This is a genomic window from Streptomyces sp. TSRI0107, assembly GCF_001905845.1.
GTDB lineage: Bacteria > Actinomycetota > Actinomycetes > Streptomycetales > Streptomycetaceae > Streptomyces.
Genome location: NZ_LIVZ01000012.1, coordinates 313,808 through 334,278 on the forward strand (window position 1 = coordinate 313,808; position 20,471 = coordinate 334,278).

General features: G+C 73.2%; 14 protein-coding genes. 9 read left to right on the forward strand and 5 right to left on the reverse strand.

Going from position 1 to position 20,471, the window contains the following annotated elements; genetic code table 11:
• The first annotated feature begins 104 nt into the window (after window positions 1-104).
• The 9 genes from AMK31_RS30595 to AMK31_RS30635 all read left to right on the forward strand — a co-directional run bounded on the left by AMK31_RS30595 (window position 105) and on the right by AMK31_RS30635 (window position 13,089).
• A complete protein-coding gene (locus AMK31_RS30595; protein ID WP_073943927.1) occupies window positions 105-1,301 on the forward strand; it encodes a cytochrome P450 family protein in 1,197 nt (398 codons plus the stop codon).
• A gap of 172 nt (window positions 1,302-1,473) precedes the next feature.
• Window positions 1,474-2,952: a glutamate-cysteine ligase family protein gene (locus tag AMK31_RS30600; protein ID WP_073943928.1), complete on the forward strand. Its 1,479-nt coding sequence runs from the start codon at window positions 1,474-1,476 to the stop codon at window positions 2,950-2,952.
• A 51-nt stretch (window positions 2,953-3,003) separates the two neighbouring features.
• A complete protein-coding gene (locus AMK31_RS30605; RefSeq protein ID WP_073943972.1) occupies window positions 3,004-3,417 on the forward strand; it encodes an HIT family protein in 414 nt (137 codons plus the stop codon).
• Window positions 3,418-3,475: 58 nt separating this feature from the next.
• The gene (locus AMK31_RS30610; RefSeq protein WP_073943929.1) at window positions 3,476-4,315 is read left to right on the forward strand and encodes an NmrA family NAD(P)-binding protein; all 840 of its coding nucleotides are present in this window, start codon (window positions 3,476-3,478) and stop codon (window positions 4,313-4,315) included.
• A gap of 137 nt (window positions 4,316-4,452) precedes the next feature.
• Window positions 4,453-5,673: an alginate lyase family protein gene (locus tag AMK31_RS30615; protein WP_073943930.1), complete on the forward strand. Its 1,221-nt coding sequence runs from the start codon at window positions 4,453-4,455 to the stop codon at window positions 5,671-5,673.
• A 277-nt stretch (window positions 5,674-5,950) separates the two neighbouring features.
• Complete coding sequence (locus AMK31_RS30620; RefSeq protein ID WP_073943931.1) at window positions 5,951-8,794, forward strand: carbohydrate-binding protein; 2,844 nt, start codon at window positions 5,951-5,953, stop codon at window positions 8,792-8,794.
• Window positions 8,795-8,796: 2 nt separating this feature from the next.
• Window positions 8,797-10,962, forward strand: coding sequence for a ThuA domain-containing protein (locus tag AMK31_RS30625; RefSeq protein WP_073943973.1), 2,166 nt, complete (start codon window positions 8,797-8,799; stop codon window positions 10,960-10,962).
• A gap of 182 nt (window positions 10,963-11,144) precedes the next feature.
• The gene (locus tag AMK31_RS30630) at window positions 11,145-12,611 is read left to right on the forward strand and encodes an MFS transporter (protein ID WP_073943932.1); all 1,467 of its coding nucleotides are present in this window, start codon (window positions 11,145-11,147) and stop codon (window positions 12,609-12,611) included.
• A gap of 34 nt (window positions 12,612-12,645) precedes the next feature.
• Window positions 12,646-13,089 carry an SgcJ/EcaC family oxidoreductase gene (locus AMK31_RS30635; protein WP_073943974.1) on the forward strand — a complete coding sequence of 148 codons (444 nt, stop codon included), beginning with the start codon at window positions 12,646-12,648 and terminating at the stop codon, window positions 13,087-13,089.
• A gap of 9 nt (window positions 13,090-13,098) precedes the next feature.
• Here AMK31_RS30635 and AMK31_RS30640 read toward each other — a convergent pair whose 3' ends face one another.
• Genes AMK31_RS30640 through AMK31_RS30660 form a run of 5 tightly spaced genes read right to left on the reverse strand, consistent with a single transcriptional unit; the run spans window position 13,099 to window position 20,469 of the window.
• Window positions 13,099-13,485 (reverse strand): VOC family protein, encoded by a 387-nt coding sequence (locus tag AMK31_RS30640; RefSeq protein ID WP_073943933.1) that lies wholly within the window; start codon window positions 13,483-13,485, stop codon window positions 13,099-13,101.
• Entirely contained in the window at window positions 13,482-13,775 is a 294-nt protein-coding gene (locus tag AMK31_RS30645; RefSeq protein ID WP_073943975.1) for an ArsR/SmtB family transcription factor, read from the reverse strand. Before AMK31_RS30645 ends, AMK31_RS30640 begins: the two co-directional genes overlap by 4 nt.
• 33 nt (window positions 13,776-13,808) lie before the next feature.
• A complete protein-coding gene (locus AMK31_RS30650) occupies window positions 13,809-15,626 on the reverse strand; it encodes a hypothetical protein (protein WP_073943934.1) in 1,818 nt (605 codons plus the stop codon).
• A complete protein-coding gene (locus tag AMK31_RS30655; RefSeq protein WP_073943935.1) occupies window positions 15,623-19,303 on the reverse strand; it encodes a vWA domain-containing protein in 3,681 nt (1,226 codons plus the stop codon). Before AMK31_RS30655 ends, AMK31_RS30650 begins: the two co-directional genes overlap by 4 nt.
• Window positions 19,300-20,469, reverse strand: a complete 1,170-nt coding sequence (locus AMK31_RS30660; protein ID WP_073943976.1) for an ATP-binding protein — start codon at window positions 20,467-20,469, stop codon at window positions 19,300-19,302. The genes AMK31_RS30655 and AMK31_RS30660 overlap by 4 nt, the downstream gene beginning before the upstream one ends.
• Window positions 20,470-20,471 lie beyond the last annotated feature (2 nt).

Below are 20,471 nucleotides of genomic sequence, written 5' to 3' on the forward strand. Positions count from 1 at the left end.
TCGCGCAACTTGGCGAAAACCGATTGGCAGGCCCCTCGGTGACGGCCGGAGCGAGGGAGCACGATGTCCCCAGGCCCGCAACCAGCCCAGTGAGGTGGTTCCCCATGAACGTCGTCGACCTGGCCGCACTCGGTGAGTCGTTCACCCGCGACCCCTACCCCGTGTACGCCCGGTTACGGGCCCAGGGTCCGGTGCACCGCATCCGGATGCCGGAAGGGGGCGCCTCGGCCTGGCTCGTCGTCGGCTACGAAGCGGGACGCGCCGCACTGGCGGACTCCCGGCTGACCAAGGACTGGAGCAAGGCGTCACCCGCTCTGCCGCTGGGGGCCGTCTCCTCCGGCCCCCACATGCTCAGGGCCGACCCGCCGGACCACACACGGCTGCGGAAGCTGGTCGCCCGCCAGTTCACCCCGCGCCGCGTGGACGAACTCGCGCCGCGCATCCAGAAGACCACCGACGAACTCCTGGACCGGATGCTCGCCGCCCCGGACGGGCGGGCCGACCTCGTCGAGGCGCTGTCCTTCCCGCTGCCCATCTCGGTGATATGCGAACTCCTCGGCGTCCCCGACCTGGACCGCGACTCCTTCCGGACCTGGTCGAACGACGCCCTGGGCGCCATCGATCCCGAACTCCGCAAGGCCGCGGCGGCCTCGATGGCCCGGTACATGGCGGAGCTGGTGGACGGCAAGCGGCAGCGCCCCGGCGACGACCTCCTCAGCGCGCTGATGCACGGCGCGGACGACGACGGTGACAGGCTGTCCCACGAGGAACTCATGGGCATGGCCTGGCTGCTGCTGGTCGCGGGCCACGAGACCACCGTGAACCTCATCTCCAACGGTGTCCTCGCCCTGCTCACCCACCCCGAACAACTGGCCGCCCTGCGCGCGGACCCGTCCCTCATCGACCGGGCGGTCGAGGAGATGCTGCGCTACGACGGCCCGGTCGAGACCCCCACGTACCGGTTCACCACCGGACCTCTGACGATCGGCGACACGGTCATCCCCGGAGGCGGCGAACTGGTCCTCGTCGCGCTGGCCGACGCCAACCGCGACCCCGCGCGGTTCCCCGCACCCGACCGTTTCGACATCGCCCGGGACGCCCGCGGCCATGTGGCTTTCGGCCACGGCATCCACTACTGCCTGGGCGCGCCACTGGCCCGTCTGGAGGCGCGCATCGCCATCAGTACCCTGCTGGACCGCTGTCCCGGACTCTCCCTGGACATCCACCCGGCGGCGATCACCTGGCGCCCGGGGCTGATGATCCGCGGCCCCTGGAGCCTGCCCGTACGGTTCAGCCGGTAGGCCGGACGGGCCCGGCGTACGGTCCGGCCGGTCACGTGCCGTGCCGATGCGGTGACCGTGCCGGGCCCGCGCCGGGCCCGCACTGGTGGCGCGGTGGCGTCGGTGGTTGGGGTACTCGGGGAGTGGGACGCTGAGAGATGGGATCCGCGTCGAGGAGACTCGGGAGGGCCGCATGGGACGAGACGTCCCGGCGCTGGCGTTCACTCGTGACGACCGTCGCCAGTTCCGGAACAAGATGCACACCTGCCTCGACGTGTTCGCGCGGATGCTGCGGGAGTCGCGGTTCGACTTCGAGCGGCCGCAGGTCGGTCTGGAGATCGAACTGAACCTCGTGGACGCCGCCGCCGAGCCCGCCATGCGCAGCACGGACGCCCTGGAGGCGATCGCCGACCCGTCGTGGTCGAGCGAGCTGGGCCGGTTCAACCTGGAGATCAACATCGCGCCGCGCCGGCTCACCGCCGGCGGCCCCGACTCCTGGGAGCGGGAGATCCGGGACGCGCTCAACCACGCCGAGGGCAAGGCCGCGCCGATCGGCGCGCACCTGGTCATGGTGGGGATCCTGCCGACGCTGCAGATGAAGGACGTGGGGCTCGCCTCCCTGTCCGAGAACCCGCGCTATCACCTGCTGAACGAGCAGATCTTCTCGGCGCGCGGCGAGGACCTGCTGATCTCCGTGGACGGGGTCGAGCGGCTGCGGACCTACGCGGACACGATCACACCGGAGGCGGCCTGCACCAGCACCCAGTTCCACCTCCAGGTGTCACCTGACGAGTTCGCGCCCTACTGGAACGCCGCGCAGGCCGTCGCCGGGGTGCAGGTCGCCCTGGCGGCGAACTCCCCGTTCCTGTTCGGCAAGGAGCTGTGGCGCGAGACGCGCATCCCGCTGTTCGAGCAGGCCACCGACACCCGGTCGGACGAGATCAAGGTGCAGGGAGTGCGGCCCCGGGTCTGGTTCGGGGAGCGGTGGATCACCACCGTGTTCGACCTCTTCGAGGAGAACGTGCGGTACTTCCCGGCGCTGCTGCCGCTGTGCGAGGACGAGGATCCGCGGGAGACGCTCGACCGCGGCGACATCCCCGCACTGGCCGAGCTCACCCTGCACAACGGGACGATCTACCGCTGGAACCGCCCGGTGTACGCCGTCGTCGACGGCGTACCGCATCTGCGGGTGGAGAACCGGGTGCTGCCCGCGGGCCCCACGGTGGCCGACGTGCTGTCGAACGGTGCCTTCTACTACGGCCTGACGCGTGCCCTCGTCGAGGAGGACCGGCCCGTCTGGTCGCGGATGTCGTTCTCGGTGGCGGAGGAGAACCTGCACGCGGCGGCACGGCACGGCATCGACGCGCAGCTGTACTGGCCGGGCATGGGCGAGGTCCCGGCGACGGAGCTGGTGCTGCGGCGCCTGCTGCCGCTGGCACACCGCGGACTCGAACGAGCGGGCATGGACGCGGCCTGGCGGGAACCGCTGCTCGGCATCATCGAGCAGCGCTGCGTCAGCGGCCGCAACGGCGCCGTGTGGCAGGCGGAGATGTTCCACCACCTCTACGACACGGCCCACGCGGACCGGCACGAGGCGCTGCGGCGGATGACCCAGCAGTACATCGACTACATGCACATGAACGCTCCGGCGCACACCTGGCCGGTCGAGTGACGCGGAGGGCTCGTCGTCCCGCGCGATCGCGGCGTGGCAGAGTCGGCGCGCATGGACTGCATTTTCTGCCGGCTCATCCGTGACGACGCAGCGAGCTGGGTGGCCCGTGGCTCAGACGCCTGTGCGTTCACTCCGCTGGACCCGCTGGCGCCGGGGCACACCCTCGTCGTTCCCGCACTCCACTTCCCGGACGTCTTCACGACCCCACCCGAGGCCCTGGCAGCCACGATGACACTGGTCCAGCGTGTGGCGGAGGCCATGCGGAGCGCCTTGGACGCCACGGGCGTGAACATTCTCAACGCCAGCGGCTCCGGCTCGGAACAGTCGGTGCCACACCTTCACTTCCATGTCGTTCCGCGGTGGGCGGACGACGGAATCTCGACCTGGCCGACCGGACGCTCCCTGCGTCACCTCACCGGTGACCCGGCCGCACGGCTCGCCGACGCCCTGATCTCCGGGCAGTGACTCCGGGAGCCGATGGTTGCGGACAGAAGCTGACCGCAAGTCTCCCTACGGTCGTGCCATGACGAACGCGCAGAACATCCTTGTCACCGGCGCCACCGGAACCGTCGGCCGTCAGGTCGTCGCCGAACTGCTCGCCCGCGGCCACGCGGTCCGCGCCCTCACCCGCGACGCGGCCACGGCCGACCTCCCGTCCGGCGTCGAGGTCGTCCAGGGCGACCTGACGGAACCCGACAGTCTGGTCCCGGCCCTGGAGGGCGTCACCGGCCTCCACCTGATCACGTTCGGCGGGGCCTACTTCGGCCCGCTGGAGACGGGCCCCCGCATCCTGGAACGGGCCGAGGCGGCCGGCGTGCGCCGGGTCACCGTGCTGCACGGCGGCGGTCCCTCCCCGCTGGAGGACGCCGTACGCGCCGACGACGGTGTCGACTGGACCGTGCTCATGCCGGTGGAGTTCATGGCCAACGCCCTGGAGTGGGCGGACGGGATCGTGGCCTCCGGTGAGGTCCGTGAGCCCTTCGTCGACCGGCTCAGTGCCATGGTCCACGAAGGAGACATCGGTGCCGTGGCGGCGGTCGCGCTCACCGAGGAGGGCCACGGGGGACGGGAGTACGTGATCACCGGTCCCGAGCTGCTGACCGTCGGCGACAAGGTGGCGGCGATCGCCGCCGCGCGCGGCCGCGAGATCGCGCTGGTCGAGCTGACGGAGGAACAGGCGGTCGCCCGGTGGCGGGCGGAGGGCCGGCCGGAGGACGTGATCGGCTTCCTGCTGGAGATGTACGGCAACACGCCCGAGGTGGGCCGCACCGTCGTCGACACCGTCGAGAAGGTCACCGGCCGACCCGCCCGCACCTTCGCCCAGTGGGCCACCGAGCACGCGGACGCCTTCGCCGCCCGATGACCCCGGCGTAGGTCTAGACCTTGACGTGTCCATGGGGCGTCGTTACCTTCCCGGCATCGACAGTGATTCACGTCGGCGAGAGCTGAACACATACGTGAACACTGAACGCTCGTGTCGGCAGAAAGGCACCACCCCCCATGCGAAGCAGAGTCCTGAAGTCCGCCCTCCTCGCGGCGGTCGGCGCACTCCTGGCCGGCGTCCTCGCGACGCCGGCCACGGCCGGCCGGTCCGCCACCGCCGCGACCGACGCCGCCATTCCCGCCTCGCAAGCCGCCCCCGCCGTCTTCACCCACCCGGGAGTGGGTGTCAGCCGCGCCCAACTGGACACCATGCGCGCCAGGGTGAACGCGGGCGCCGCCCCGCAGGCCGCCGCCTTCGGCCAGATGATGAACTCGCGGTACGCCTCCCTCTCCTACACGCCCCACCCGCGCGCCGTCGTCGAGTGCGGCTCGTACTCCAACCCCGACTACGGCTGCACGGACGAGCGGGAGGACGCCATCGCCGCGTACACCCACGCCCTCGCCTGGTACGTCACCCGCGACACCGCGCACGCGGCCAAGGCGATCCAGATCATGGACGCCTGGTCGGCCACCGTCCGCGACCACACCAACAGCAACGCGCCCCTCCAGACCGCCTGGGCCGCGTCCACCTGGCCCAAGGCCGCCGAGATCATCAAGCACGCCTACGGGAACTGGCCCAACTCCGGCCGCTTCGCCGGCATGCTCCGCAACGTCTACTACCCGGAGATCCAGAACGGCTCCAACTCCAACGGCAACTGGGAGTTGAGCATGACGCAGGCCATCATCGGCATCGGCGTCCATCTCGACGACAAGGCCGTCTACGACCGCGCCGTCGCGCTCTACCGCAACCGCGTGCCCGCGTACGTCTACCTCACGTCCGACGGCGCTCTGCCGCGCACCAAACCCGGCGACGGACGTGACACCCGGGACGAGATCATCGCCTACTGGCACAACCAGACCACCTTCGTCAACGGCCTCTCCCAGGAGACCTGCCGGGACTTCACCCACACCGGCTACGGCATCGCGGCCATGGCCCAGGTCGCCGAGACCTCACGGATCCAGGGTCAGGACCTCTATCCCGAGTTCGGCGAGAGGATCCGGCACGCCCTCGGCCTCCACGCCACGTACGAACTGAACAACCCGCCGTCGTGGCTGTGCGGCGGCGCCGTCAAGCGCGGCCTGGGCCCGGTCGCCGAGGTCGGCTACAACGCCCTGCACAACCGCCTCGGCCACGCCATGACCAACACCGAGGCGTACACCCTGGCCCGGCGTCCGATGGGGACGAACAACCTCTTCGTCGCCTGGGAGACGCTGACCCACGGGGACAACGTGTCCTGATCCGCGCCGCCGCGTCTCGGCGCCGTACGGAGCAGGGTGGTCCGACCCGCCCTGCTCCGTGCACATTCTGACAGGGCATTGACAAATCCACCGGGCGCCGAGACAGTGCAAGTGACTCTCAGGGTCACGCAATCCGACGCGCGACTCACGCAATTACTCCGCAAAAGGCTCCGCGGAGGAGCACGCACCGCGGAAGAGCACCGCTGACGCACGCGGCAAGCGCGGCCGGCGCGCGCCTTGCCTGACATCCCCCACCGTCAGGAAGGAAAGCTCCGTCATGTCTCAGCGCCCTCGCCCAGGGCTCGGACGGCTCACCGCCCTCGCCCTGTTCCTGTCGGGAACGGCCCTGGCCCCACCCCCCGTCGCGGCGGCGGTCCCCGAGGACATCCCGCCCGCCGACTACCAGCAAGTCCAACTGGCCACCGGAGCAGCGGAGTTGGGTGAACCCATGTCGCTCACCGTGCTGCCCGACCGCTCCGTCCTGCACACCGCGCGGGACGGCACGGTCCGCCACACCGACGCCGCGGGCAACACCAAGGTGGCCGGCAGGATCGACGTCTACACCCACGACGAGGAAGGCCTCCAAGGCATCGCCGCGGACCCCGGCTTCGCGACGAACCGGCACATCTACCTGTACTACTCGCCCAGGCTCTCCACCCCCGCCGGAGACGCCCCCGTCACCGGAACCGCCGCCGACTTCGCGCCCTGGAAGGGGCATCTCAACCTCTCGCGTTTCACGCTCAAGGCCGACAACACCCTGGACCCGGCCAGCGAGAAAGTCGTCCTCGAAGTACCCAACGACCGCGGCCAGTGCTGCCATGTCGGCGGCGACATCGACTTCGACGCGGCCGGAAACCTCTACCTGACCACCGGCGACGACACCAACCCCTTCGACTCCGCCGGCTACGCCCCGATCGACGAACGCGCCGACCGCAACCCGCAGTTCGACGCCCAGCGCAGCTCCGGCAACACCAACGACCTGCGGGGCAAACTGCTGCGCGTCAAGCCGACCGCCGACGGCGGTTACACCGTCCCGCCCGGCAACCTCTTCGCGCCCGGCACCCCGGAAACCCGCCCCGAGATCTACGCGATGGGCTTCCGCAACCCGTTCCGGATGTCCGTCGACCGCGCCACCGGAACCGTGTACGTCGGCGACTACGGCCCCGACGCGGGCGGCACCGACCCCAACCGCGGCCCCGGCGGCCAGGTCGAGTTCGACCGGATCACCGGCCCCGGCAACTACGGCTGGCCCTACTGCACGGGAACCAACACGACCGCCGAGACGTACAACGAGTACACCTTCCCCAGCGGCCCTTCCGGCGCCAAGTACGACTGCGCGGGCGGGCCGACGAACAACTCCTTCCGCAACACCGGCCACTCGAAGCTGCCGCCGGCCAGGCCCAGTTGGATCAAATACGGCCTGGACGGATCACCCCCGGAGTTCGGCGGCGGCTCCGAGTCCCCGATGGGCGGCGAGGTCTACCGCCACGACCCCGGCCTCGACTCGCCCGTCAAGTTCCCCGCGTCACTGGACGGACGCTTCCTCGCGGCCGAGTACGGACGCCAGTGGATCAAGGCCGTCGAGGTCGAGGCCGACGGCTCCTACGGGACGATCGAGGACTTCCCCTGGAACGGCACCCAGGTGATGGACACCGACTTCGGCCCGGACGGCGCGCTCTACGTCCTGGACTACGGCACCGGAAGCAACAACCAGGCGCTGTACCGCATCGAGTACATCGCGGGCAGCAACCGCAACCCGGTCGCCAAGGCCGCCGCCGACAAGACCTCCGGTGCCCTGCCGCTGACCGTCCGGTTCTCCGCCCAGGGCAGCGCCGACCCGGAGGGGCGGCCCCTGACGTACTCCTGGGACTTCGGTGACGGTTCCACCTCCACGCAGGCCGACCCCAGCCACACGTACATCACGAAGGGCACCTACCGTCCCACCCTCACCGTCAAGGACCCCGAGGGGCTGACCGGCACGGCCAGTCTCGTCGTCACCGTCGGCAACACCGCGCCCACCGTCACCCTCCAGACGCCCGCCGACGGCCGGCTGTTCTCCTTCGGCGACACCGTGCCCTTCCGGGTCCAGGCCGGCGACCCCGAGGACGGCACCGTCGACTGCGCCAAGGTCAAGGTCACCTACCTCCTCGGCCATGACAGCCACACCCACGCCATCACCTCCGCCAACGGCTGCACCGGCACCATCACCGTCCCGCAGGACGGCGAACACGACAGCGCCGCCAACCTGTACGGCGTCCTCGACGCCGAGTACACCGACAGCGGCGGTCTGACCAGCCACTCGGTGCGTACCCTCCAGCCCCGCCACCGCCAGGCCGAGCACTTCACCGCCCAGTCCGGGATCGAGACCGCCGCGCACGGCCCCGCCGAGGGCGGCAGGACGGTCGGCTTCACCGACGACGGCGACTGGATCTCCTTCAAGCCGTACGCGCTCGGCGACGCGACCAGGCTCACCGCCCGCGTTTCTTCCGCCGGCGCCGGCGGCACCCTGGAGGTCCGCGCCGGCTCCCCGGCCGGCACCCTGCTCGGCACCGCGACCGTACCGGTGACCGGCGGCTGGGAGACCTTCACCGACGTCTCCACCGGCCTGTCGGCCGCGCCCTCGGGCACCACCGAGCTGTACCTCGTCTTCCGGGGACCGACCGGCCGCGGCAACCTCTACGACGTCGACGCGTTCACCCTCCACACCGGCACCGGCGGCACCGGGCCCGTGGAAGCCGAGTCCTTCACCTCCGGCTCCGGTGTCCAGGCCGCGGCCCACGCCCCGGCCAGCGGCGGCCGGACCCTCGGCTACATCGACAACGGCGACTGGGCCGCGTACGCCTCCGTGTCCACGGCCGGCGCCCGGACCTTCACCGCGAAGGTCTCCTCGGCCGGCGCGGGCGGCACGCTCCACATCCGCTCCGGCTCCGCGACCGGCCCCGTCCTAGGGTCGGTGGCCGTACCCGTGACCGGCGGCTGGGAGACGTTCACGACGGTCACCACCCCACTCGACGGCACCGCCTCCGGGCCGCTTGTCCTCACCTTCACGGGCGGCGGCGGAGCCCTCTTCGACATCGACACCTTCACCCTCACCGGTGCCGCCGCACGAAAGGGACGATGACCATGCCCAGCCCGAAACGGTGGGCCCCTCGAGGCCCCGCGGCCCTCGCCCTGACCCTGGCCTGCGCGCTCGCCGCACCCGCCGGACCCGCCCAGGCCGGACAGGACGGCACGCAAGCCGCCTTCGACGTCCTGGTGTTCTCCCGGACCGCCGGATTCCGCCACGACTCCATCCCGGCCGGCATCGACGCCCTGCGCTCCCTCGGCACGCAGGCGGACTTCTCCGTCACGGCCACCGAGGACGCGGCCGCCTTCACCCCCGCGAACCTCGCCTCGTACGAGGCGGTGGTGTTCCTCAACACCACCGGAGACGTCCTCGACACCGCCCAGCAGAGCGCCCTTGAGTCCTACGTCGACGGCGGCGGCGGCTTCCTCGGTGTGCACGCGGCCGCCGACACCGAGTACGACTGGCCCTACTACGGCGAACTCGTCGGCGCCCGCTTCAAGAGCCACCCCGCCATCCAGCAGGCCACCGTCCGCAACGAGGACCGCACCCACCCGGCCACCGCACACCTCGGCGCCACCTGGACCCGCACCGACGAGTGGTACGACTACCGCACCAACCCGCGCCCCGGTGTGCGCGTGCTCCAGACGCTCGACGAAAACACCTACACCGGCGGCGAGATGGGCGCCGACCACCCCATCACCTGGTGCCACACCCAGGGCGAGGGACGCTCCGTCTACACCGGCCTCGGCCACACCGCCGAGTCCTACGGCGACCCGGCGTTCCGCGCCCTGCTCCTGGGCGCCGTGCGCTACGCGGCAGGGCAGGTACCGGCCGACTGCACCGCCCCGCCCGGCACAAGCCAGGTCGAGGCGGAGTCGTACAGCTCCGGCTCCGGTGTGCAGGCCGCGGCCCACGCCCCGGCCAGCGGCGGCCGGACCCTCGGCTACATCGACAACGGCGACTGGGCCGCGTACGCCTCCGTGCCCACGGCCGGCGCCTCGGCCTTCACCGCGAAGGTCTCCTCGGCCGGCGCGGGCGGCACCATCGAGATCCGCTCCGGCTCGGCCACCGGCACCCTCCTCGGCTCGGTGCGCGTGCCGGTGACCGGCGGCTGGGAGACGTTCACGACGGTGTCGGCCACGCTCTCCACCACCGCGGCATCCGGCCCTCTGGTCCTGAGATTCACGGGCGGCACCGGCGCCCTCTTCGACATCGACACCTTCACCCTGAGCACCCGGCCCGGGACGGCCACCCTCAACTCCGACGTGCACCTGTTCTACTACCCGTGGTACGGCAGTCCGCAGGTCAACGGCGGCTGGCGGCACTGGCAGCAGGGCGGCCACACCCCGCCGGACGACATCGGCGCCGACTTCCACCCCACGCTCGGCCCCTACGACTCCGGCGACTTCACCGGCGTCGTGGCCCAGCACATGAAATGGGTCGCCCGGTCCGGCGCCGGCGTCATCGTCACCAGCTGGTGGGGGAGGGGCGGCTACGAGGACCGGCTCGCCCGCGGCATCCTGGACGCCGCGCAGCGGGAAGGCGTGAAGGTGGCCTGGCACCTGGAGCCGTACGCGGGCCGCACGGCGGCGTCCACCGCGGCCGACATCGAGTACATCAACACCACCTACGGCGGCCATCCGGCGTTCTACCGCTCCGCCGAACACGGCGACCGGGGAGCGTTCTACGTCTTCCAGAGCCTGGACATCACCGACTGGTCGGCGCTGGACCGGGTCACGGACACCGGCATCGTGCTCGCGCAGACCACCGACACCACCAAGATCGCCCACTTCTCCGGCATGTACACCTACGACGGCATCGCCGGAGCGACCGCCCCCGGCTGGAAGCAGGCCGGGGACCACGCCCGCGCCCACGGCCTGATCTGGGCCCCGTCCGTCGCCCCCGGCTACCTCGACGACCGGGCGGTGCCCGGCAACTCCACGCCGACCGTGGACCGGGCCGACGGCGCGGCCTACGACCGGCAGTGGTCCAACGCCCTCGATCCGGCCGTCGGGGGCTCACCGACCTGGGTGTCGGTGACCTCCTTCAACGAGTGGCACGAGGGCAGCTCCATCGAACCGGCCGACTCCACCCCGCCCGCCGGCCACGGCTACCGCACCTACGACGGCGCCTACGGCCGCACCGGCACGGCCGCGGAGACGGCGTACCTGGACCGCACCGCGTACTGGGCGGCCCGCTTCGGCACCCCGGCGCGACGCTGACCGTTCCGGGGGGGCGGAGATCGAGTGGAGCGCCTGCCAGGGGCGGCGTACGGTCGAACCGTGGCGGGAACCAGCCCCTGACTCCCGTCCGACGGCGCGATGCAATGAGCAATCCGGAGCCGACCCCCCAAGCCCGGGCCATCCCGCAGCGGAAGGAACAGCGCGATGGCCGGGGCAACGGCATGGCGCTGCTGGTCATCGCGTCCTGTCAGCTGATGGTGGTGCTCGACATCACCATCGTGAACATCGCGCTGCCCGAGATCCAGCGCGCGCTCGGCTTCTCGACGACGGGCCTGTCCTGGGTCGTCAACGCCTACACGCTCACCTTCGGCGGACTGCTGCTGCTCGGCGGCCGCATGGGCGACATCCTCGGCAGACGACGCGTGTTCGTCTTCGGCGTGCTGCTGTTCGTCCTCGCCTCGCTGCTCGGCGGAATGTCCCAGAACTCCTGGCAACTCCTCGCCGCCCGCGCCCTCCAGGGCGTCGGCGGCGCCATCGCGTCCCCCACCGCCCTCGCCCTGATCAGCACGACCTTCCGCGAAGGACCCGAACGCAACAGGGCGTTCGGCGTCTTCGCCGCGGTGTCGGCGGGCGGCGGCGCGATCGGGCTGCTGGCGGGCGGCATGCTGGTCGAGTGGCTCAACTGGCGCTGGGTGCTGTTCGTCAACGTTCCCATCGGACTGCTCATCGCGCTCGCCACCCCCCGCTGGATCCGGGAGTCCGAACGCCACCCCGGGCACTTCGACCTGGCCGGAGCGCTGACCTCCACGGCCGGCATGGTGCTCCTCGTGTACGGGTTCATCCGGGCCTCGCAGCACGGCTGGCGGGACCCGTACACGCTCGCCGCGTTCGGGGCGGCCGTCGTCTTCCTGCTGGTGTTCGTCGCGGTCGAGCGCCGCTCCCGGCAGCCGATCACGCCCCTGCACATGTTCGCCGACCGCAACCGGGCGGGCACCTACGGCATGATGCTGAGCCTCGCCGCCGCCATCTTCGGCATGTTCTTCTTCCTCACGCTCTTCGTCCAGAACGTGCTGGACTTCAGCCCGCTCCAGGCCGGGCTGGCCTTCCTCCCGGTGAGCGCCGTCATCGCGGTGGGCGCGGGGCTCGCGTCCCGGCTCCTGCCGAGGTTCGGACCGAAGCCCTTCATGGTCACCGGCGCCGTCCTGGCCGCCGCGGGCCTCGCCTGGCTGACGCAGACCGACGTCCATTCCACGTACGCGGGCAGCATCCTCGGCCCGATCCTCGTGTACAGCCTCGGGATGGGCATGGAGTTCGTGTCCCTCACCCTGATGGCACTGTCCAACGTGGCCACCCCCGAGACCGGCGCGGCGTCCGGCCTCCTCAACGCCACCCAGCAGGTGGGCGGCTCCCTCGGACTGTCCATCCTGGTCACGGTGTTCGGTACGGCCGGCAACCACGAGGCCGAGAAGCAGATCCCCGCGTTCCTGGCCGAGGCGACCCCCGCGGAGCGGCTGCGCTTCCAGCGCACGGGGCAGCTCCCCGATCCCTGGGCCGACGAGATCCTCACCTCCGGGATATCCGCCGCCTTCGTCATGGCCGCGGTCTTCACCGTGATCGCCGCGGTGACCGCCCTCCTCGTCATCCAGGTCCGCCCGTCCGACCTGGAACGCCTCAAAGGCGGGAGTTGACCTCAAGCGCACTTGAGGCCTCAGGGTGATCCGCATGAACACCCGAGCGAACACCCAGGCGAACACCCGAACGGGCACCCGCACCGCGGACATCGAGGCCATCGAGCAGGTCGTGGCCGCCGTCGACCGCACCCAGCGCGCCAGAGACGTCGAAGGATTCCTCGCGCTCTTCCACCCGGACGCCCTCTGGACGACCGGCCACGGCAAGGTGCTCATCGGCTTCGACGCGATCGCCGAGTTCACCCGCGCGGCGCTGCCCTCCGCGACCTGGGACGGTGACGTCACCTACGAGGCGGTCCACACGCGGTTCCTGCGCCCGGACGTGGCGGCGGTGAAGGTCCGGCAGGTCTATCACCCGGCTGCGGGCGAGGCGGAACCGGAGGGGGACTCGGAAGGCACGCCGCTCTACGTCATGACCAAGCAGGACGACGGGCGCTGGCTGCTGCACGCGTGCCAGAACACCGAAGTGCGGGTCTGAGACCGCGCCCTACTTGCTGTGCACGATCTGGATCAGGTTGCCGCAGGTGTCGTCCAGGATCGCCGTGGTGAGCGAGCCCATCTCCACCGGCTCCTGGGTGAAGTACACCCCGAGCTCGCGCAGCCGCTCGAACTCCGCGCGCACGTCGTCCACGGAGAACGACGCGGCCGGGATGCCGTCCTGGACCAGCGCCGTCTTGTACGGCTGAACGGCGGGATGCCCGGAGGGCTCGAGCAGCAGCTCGGTCCCCTCGGGGTCCTCCGGTGAGACCACGGTCAGCCAGCGATCCGCGCCCAGCGGGACGTCGTGCTTCTTCACGAAGCCCAGCACGTCGGTGTAGAAGCGCAGGGCCTTCTCCTGGTCGTCGACGAAGACGCTGGTGAGGTGGATCTTCATGGGGTGCTCTCCGGTTCCCCGGGCCTGAGCCATCGGTTCATGATGCGCTCGAGAGGCTCGGTGTTCAGGTCGTGGAACTTGTAGCGGCCCTGGCGCCGTGAGACGACCAGACCCGCGGACTCCAGTACGGCCAGATGCTGACTGATGGCCTGACGGGACAGCCCCAGACCGTGCTTGGTCACCAGCCGCGTGCAGATCTCGAACAGACTCTGCCCGTCGCGCTCCGCCAGCTCATCGAGGATGCGCCGACGGGTGGGGTCGGCCAGCGCCTTGAAGACATCCTCCGCCATGACCACCACGATAGGCAAGTGGAGACTTGCCTATCAAGCCGGAGTCCCCCAGGCGCCCGCGCACAGCGCCGCCTCGACCGCGTCGGTGTACACGGCGGCGGCGAGCCAGGCGCGGGCGAAGTGGTCGGAGTCGGCGGGGAGCAGGCGGCCGAAGGCGTCGCGGGAGCGGTCCGCGGCGGCGGACTGGAGGTCGTCGAGCAGGTCGCCCGCCGTGGCGAGGCCGAGACGACGCAGGCGGGCGCCGTCGCCCGACCCGCTCCCGGGCAACGCGAGGACACGGCGGCCCGCGGACACCGTCTGGTGGACGCGGCGGCGCAGGAGGTGCAGAGGCGCCTCGTCCCCGGGGGCGGCGACCGCGGGCGCCGGCAGGGGTGTCCCGGTGGGCACGTCCGCCTGCTGCAGGCGGTCCAGGCCCAGGTCCACCCGGGCGGCGGGGTCGGTGGGGTGCTCGGCGGCGAGCAGCAGGGCGCGGGGGAGCGGTCCGGGGACCAGCCGGGCGACGATCCGCAGCCGGCTGCCGCCCGCGGCGGCGAGGAGGCGCAGGTTGTCGCGGTAGGGGAGCGACGGATCGTCGTGGGCCGTCGCCAGACGCACGGGCACGCCCGCGCAGTCGGCCAGCAGACAGTCACCCGCCGCCTCCCGGACCGTGCCCATCAGGGTCACCTCCAGGAACAGCAGGTCCTGCCCGCCGTCCAGGGCCCGGACCACCTGCTCGGCGGCGGGCACCGCCCACAGCCGGTCCAGTGGCTCGTCGCGCCAGGCCGCGCCGGACGCGCGGACCGCCCGTACCGAGGCCCCCGCGCCGAGGCGGCCCGTCGGCGAGACGGTGGCACCGGACACCGCCAGGCCCGCACGGGACAGTTCACGGTGGGTCAGGGCGGTGTCGCCGATCCTTACGGCCCTGTCGGCGGCCCCGGTCGCGCGTGCCGGGCCGCCGGGCGCCACGTCCGACACCGTGTACAGGCGTCCGTCGGCGTCGGCGGTCCAGGTGACCGCGCCCGCGTAGCCGGTCGCGGTGAGCACGGGTTCGGAGAAGAGCCCGTACAGCCGCAGGGAGCCGTCCGGGCGGTACGGCTGCCGTACCGTGCCGCGCAGCGCGACCAGGTCAGGGCCGGTGGCGTCCGGAACGCGGTGAGCGACCCCGAGGGTGGCGACCAGCGCTTCGGCCAGGTCGGCGAGGCGGTACCCGGGGTCGGCGGAGCGGGCCGCGCGCACCCCGGTCACCACGGAGACGGCCGCGGCGGAGGCCCGGGGGAGACCGGCGAGCCGCGCGGTGTGCGCGGCGCGCAGCAGCTCCGCCTGGAGTACGGCGCCGGCACCGTCCGTGCCGGCCTCCAGGACGGCGGCGGCCGCGTCGTACACCGCTCGGGCGGCGGCGCGCTGCTCGGCGGTGGCACGCTCCTCGGCCTCGGCAGGGGCCGCGGGTCCGGCCGGAGCCGCGGGTTCGGCCGGGCGCGGCTGAGCAGTCGGTGCGGCCGGTCCGGGCTGAGCCGCCGGGCTCGGCGCCTCCGTCGCCCGTGTCTCCTCCGCCTCCCCCTCCTCTGTCTCCGCTTCCCCCGTCTCCTCCGCGACCGGCGCCGCCGAGGCCGCCGCCGCGCGGTGCAGGCAGTCGGGTGCGAGCAGGCACCCGCAGCGGATCGCGTCCGCGCTGGTGACCGCCCCGCCGGTCGCGTCCAGGACGACGTCGGTCTCGTCGTCCACGGCGATCCGAGCGGTGTCGCCGTCACGGACGACCGGACGCGCCACGAGCTTGGCGATGCCCGCGTCCAGCCGCTTGCGCAGCCGGGGCGAGAGCGCTCCGACGAGTTCGGCGGTGACGGACGGGGCGACCGGAGGCAGGTCCGGACTCATGCGATCTTCTCTCCTACCCAGCGGGCGAGTTCGAGCGGACTGAGGGCGGCGACGGGCATGCCCGCGGCGACGAGCTGACCGGCGATCCCCGTGGAGTAGCGGGGCCGTCCCGTGTCGTCGAGGCTCGCGCAGCCCAGGACGTGGCAGCCGGCCGAGACCAGCGCGCGGACCTCGGCGAGCAGCCCGCCGAGCGGATAGCCCTCCTCGAAGTCGCTGACGACCACGACGAGGGTGCGCGACGGCACGGTGACCAGCTCACGCGCGTGCCGCAGTCCGGCCGCGATGTGGGTGCCGCCGCCCACGCTGACCTCCAGGAGCAGCGACAGGGGGTCGTCCACATACCCGGTGAGGTCGATGACCTCCGTGGAGAACGCCAGGAAGTGGGTGGACAGCGTCGGCACCCCCGCGAGCACGGAGGCCGTCAGCGCGGCCCACACCGTGGACGCCTCCATGGACCCCGAGACGTCCGTGACCAGGATCAGCCGCCAGTCGGCGGTCCGGCGCGCCCGGCTGCGGAAGACCGGCCGCTCGGGGATCACCCGTACGGTGCCGTCCGGGGCGCGGCGCGCGGTCGCCAGGTTGGCACGCAGCGTGCGGGGCAGGTCGAGGCCGCCGCCGGGCCGTCTGCTGGGGCGCGGCAGGGACGTGCCGTGCAGGGCGGGGCGCAGGCGGGTGGCGAGCTGCCGGGTCAGCGCGTCGACCAGCCGCCGCACGAGCGGGCGCAGTGCGGCCAGCCGGGCCTCGGGCAGTCCGCCGGCGTGGCTCAGCACGGTGCGCAGCAGGTCCACCGAGGGCCGCGCACTGTCCGGGTCCAGCTCGGCGAGGACGTCCTTGCGGCCCGACGCGGCGGCTGCCGCCAGCACTTCCTCGCGGATGCCCGGCCCGAACAGCGCGGCCAGCTCCTCCGACCACTCGCGCACCCCGGGGTACGGGGCCTCCCGTCCACCACCGGCACCCCGGCCCGTCAGGTCGCCCCGGCTGCCCTCGCCGCGTCCGCTGCCGTACAACTCGTCCAGCGCGGTCGCCAACGGCGCGGCGGACGACGGCAGCCGGTCGGTGCGGCGGCCCAGGAGGAGACGCCAGCGGTCGGCGGGGTCGAGGTGCCGATCTCCGGCGGGCTGATTCCCGGCGTGATCCTCGGCGTCCTGATCCCCGGTGTCCTGTTCCGCGGCTCGGGTCGGGGGCGCCTCGGCGGTGTCGTCCGCCACCGTGCCGTTCTCCGGCACGGGCCCCGCCGGGCCGCCGCCCGGCGCCGGCGGCAGCAGTCCCATCGTCCGCAGCGTCTCGCGGGCCGCGAAGTCCGCCCGGGTCCAGGCGGCGAGCGCGGCCGGGTCGACGCCGTGCGTGTCCGCGACGCGCCCGCTGTCGAGACGTTCCTCGACGCCGGCGAGGAGCCGGTCGCGGGCGGCGGGGCTGAGGGTGTCGAAGCCGCCTCGCAGTGCGGGGAGCCGGTCCAGGAACTCCCGGTCGGGCAGCTCGGACACCCGGGTGAGCAGCGGCTCCAGCGCGGGCGCCGCCGCCTCCAGCAGCGGGCCCGCGGCGGTGAGGAGGCCGCTGAGCCGCGCGGTGAGCGCGGCGCGGGCGTCGGGGTCGGTGGCCCCGTCGACCCACGAGGCCACCCGGTCGCCGAAGACCCGCGCGTCCTCCTGCCCCAGCAGGACGCGTACGGCCCCGGCCGCGCCCCGCATCAGCGGGGAGCCGCCGGCGGCCAGCCGGGCCAGGGCGTCGGCGAGCCGGATGCCGCCCGACAGGTCGGCGCGGTGGGCGAGTTCGAGCAGGGCGTGGGCGTCGGCCGGGTCCTCGGACCCGGTCAGCCCGTCCACCTGGCGCACGGCCGCCGTCGTGAGCAGTTCTGCGACGGCGGCCGCCCGGTCCGCCCGGCCCGGCTCGGCGGCGAGCCCCGGGACATGACCGGCCCGCAGCCGGTCGAGCAGGGCCAGGCCGGCGAGGAGTTCCGGCAGGGTGCCGGACCGGGGCACGACCTCGGCGACGTCCTCGAGCCGTTCGTCCGCGAGCACGGTCAGCCCGCACTCCGCCGCCCGTTCCAGCCCTTCGAGGGCCTGCGCGGCCGTCGCCCCGCCCTCGTCGCGCTCCCCGCGCCGCCGTTCCCGCAGGACACCTTCGGCGGCCTGCGCGGGCGTCACCCCCCGCACACCGGCCGCGGTCAGCATGGCCGCGGTGGCGGGTGTCCAGCGCACCTCCCAGCGGGAGGTCAGGGCCTCGGCCCCGCCCGCGCCGACGACCTCCTTGGCCTCCCCGTACGGCACCCCGCACACCGTCAGCCGACGCAGCAGCAGCTCCCGGCGCCGGTCGAGGCCGGACCGCAACGGGTCCAGCCGCAGGTCCCGCGACACGCCGGGGCCGCCTCCGTCCGGACCCGGCAGGCCGAGTCGCGCCACCTCGGCCTCGACCGCGGGGGCGAGACCGCTGCGCGGCGCCTGCGGGGCGGGGCGCCCGCCGCGGGTGCCGACGAGCACCCGCTCCATCGCCCGCGCCACGGCCCGCCCCCGCCCGTACGGCTCACCCTGCGTGAGCACCGTCTGCACGGCTTCGACCAGTTCGCCCCGGCCCGCCGCGGGCAGGCCGCGCAGCCGGGCGAGGTCCGAGGCGAGGCGGCTGATCTCCCGTGCGTCGGCGGGCCCCGAAGGGTGGCCGAGGGACCGCAGCTCGGCGCAGATCGCCACGGCCGCCCGGGTCAGCGCCTCCTCCAGCGCCTCCGAATCGCCCGCCGCGCGCAGGACCATGTCCTGCCACTCCGGATCCCGGATGCCCGCCGGATATCCGGACCGCTCGTCGAGGAGCGCGTACGTGTACGGGATCAGCGAGGTCGTCCACCCGGGCCGCCGCCCGCCGCCCGTCACACCGTCGTTCGTGCCGGTGTCCCGCCCGGCGTGCGCGGGGCTGTGGGACACGCCGGAGCCGGCCGCCGTTCCCGCCTCCCCGCCGGCGTCCGGCCGTACCAGCGCCGGGGCGTGGAACGCGCCGACCACCACGGCCGCCCGCTCTCCCCGCGCGCTCGCCTCGGCCAGCCGGGCCCGCATCCAGTGCTCGCGCCGCAGGTCCAGCTCCGGCACCCCACCCGAGGCGACCGCGTCCTCGCGCAGCGCCCACCCGGTGAGCAGGGCCGCCCGGCGCAGCGCCTCGGGCGGGGAGCCGGGGGCGGTGGCCTCCACGAGCCGGTCCCACAAGTCGTCCCCGGGGCGGCCCGTCAGCCGGGCCCGCAGCGCGTCGCCGAGACCGGGACCACCGGAACGCGGCCCCGCGGCCCGGCGTCCCTCGCCCCACGCCCGGTCGGCGAGCGGCAGGTCGCAGGCGATCACCGGCACGCCGTGCCGGGCTGCCCAGCGCACGGCGGCCAGTTCGGGCGAGAAGTCGGCGAACGGATAGAACGCCGGCCCCTCACCGCCTCCCCCGTCGGCGGGGGCGGCGGCGAGCGCCACCGGCGCCCGCGTCTCCTCGTGACCCAGCCAGGGCAGCCACTCCTGCATCTCGGCCGGCAGTTCGACGAGCAGCACGTCCGGCTTCGCCTCGTCCAGCAGCGCGGGTACGGCGGCGGCCAGCGACGGCGCGTGGTGCCGTACGCCGACGAGATAGGGCGCGGACGGTCCGGTCAGGGCGGCCAGCGCCTCGTCGGGCGGGGCGGGGACGGACCCGGGGAAGTGGGACACGGCCGTCATCCCTCCAGGACCGTACGCAGGTCCCACAGGGTGCGCCAGGTGGCGGAACCCTGCTCGGCGCGGCGCCGGACCGGACCGTCCCAGTAGCCGCGCAGCCGGGCGGCGTCGGCCGGGTCGTCCTTGCGGACCACACCCAGCAGGTGCCCCGGCAGCAGCCCGAGCACGTCACGGTCGCCCGGGAAGTACGCCGCCGCCAGCGCGAGCGCCCCGGCGACGGACACCGCTTCCGCGGTGCTCATCACCGTGGACGGCCGCTCCACCTCCCAGCCCTCCGCCGACCGGCCCTCGCGCAGGTCCCGGAAGGCGGTGACCAGCGCCTCCAGCACGGCTTCGTCGACCTGGAACGGCGCCCCGGCCCGCTCCACCGACGCCCGCGCCTGACTGCGCACCAGCGCCGTCTCCGCGTCGAGGTCCCCGATCGGGCCGACCGTCTCGAAGTTGAACCGGCGCTTGAGGGCAGCGGACATCTCGGAGACGCCCTTGTCACGCAGGTTGGCGGTGGCGATGAGGTTGAAGCCGGGCGCCGCGTGCGCCAGCGCGTCGTCGGTGCCCGCCAGTTCGGGCACCGCGATCCGCCGCTCGGACAGCAACGACACCAGCGAGTCCTGCACCTCGGGCAGGCAGCGGGTGACCTCCTCGACACGGGCGATGGCACCCCGGGACATGGCGGTCAGGACGGGGGAGGGCACCAGCGCCTGCCGGGTGGGCCCCTGCGCCAGCAGCAGGGCGTAGTTCCAGCCGTACTTGAGCTGGTCCTCGGTGGTGCCGGCCGTGCCCTGCACGACCAGACCGCTGGTGCCGCACACGGCGGCGGAGAGCAGCTCCGACAGCATCGACTTCGCGGTGCCGGGCTCGCCGACGAGCAGGAGACCGCGCTCCCCGGCGAGGGTCACCACGCACCGCTCGACCAGCGCCCGGTCGCCGACGAACTTGCCCTCGACCACCAGGCGGCGCGGCACGCCGTCCGATACCTCGGCACCGTCGGGCAGCTTCAGGGCGCGGCCGTCGCTGCCCATGACGAACGTGACGACCGCGCGCGGAGTGAGCCGCCACGCGGGCGGGCGCGGCCCGTCGTCGTACGCGGCGAGGAAGGCCAGCTCGGTCGCGTACCGGTCCTCCGGCGGGACGATCTGGCGGGCCGGGGCGGGGGAGAGGGTGGTGGACATCG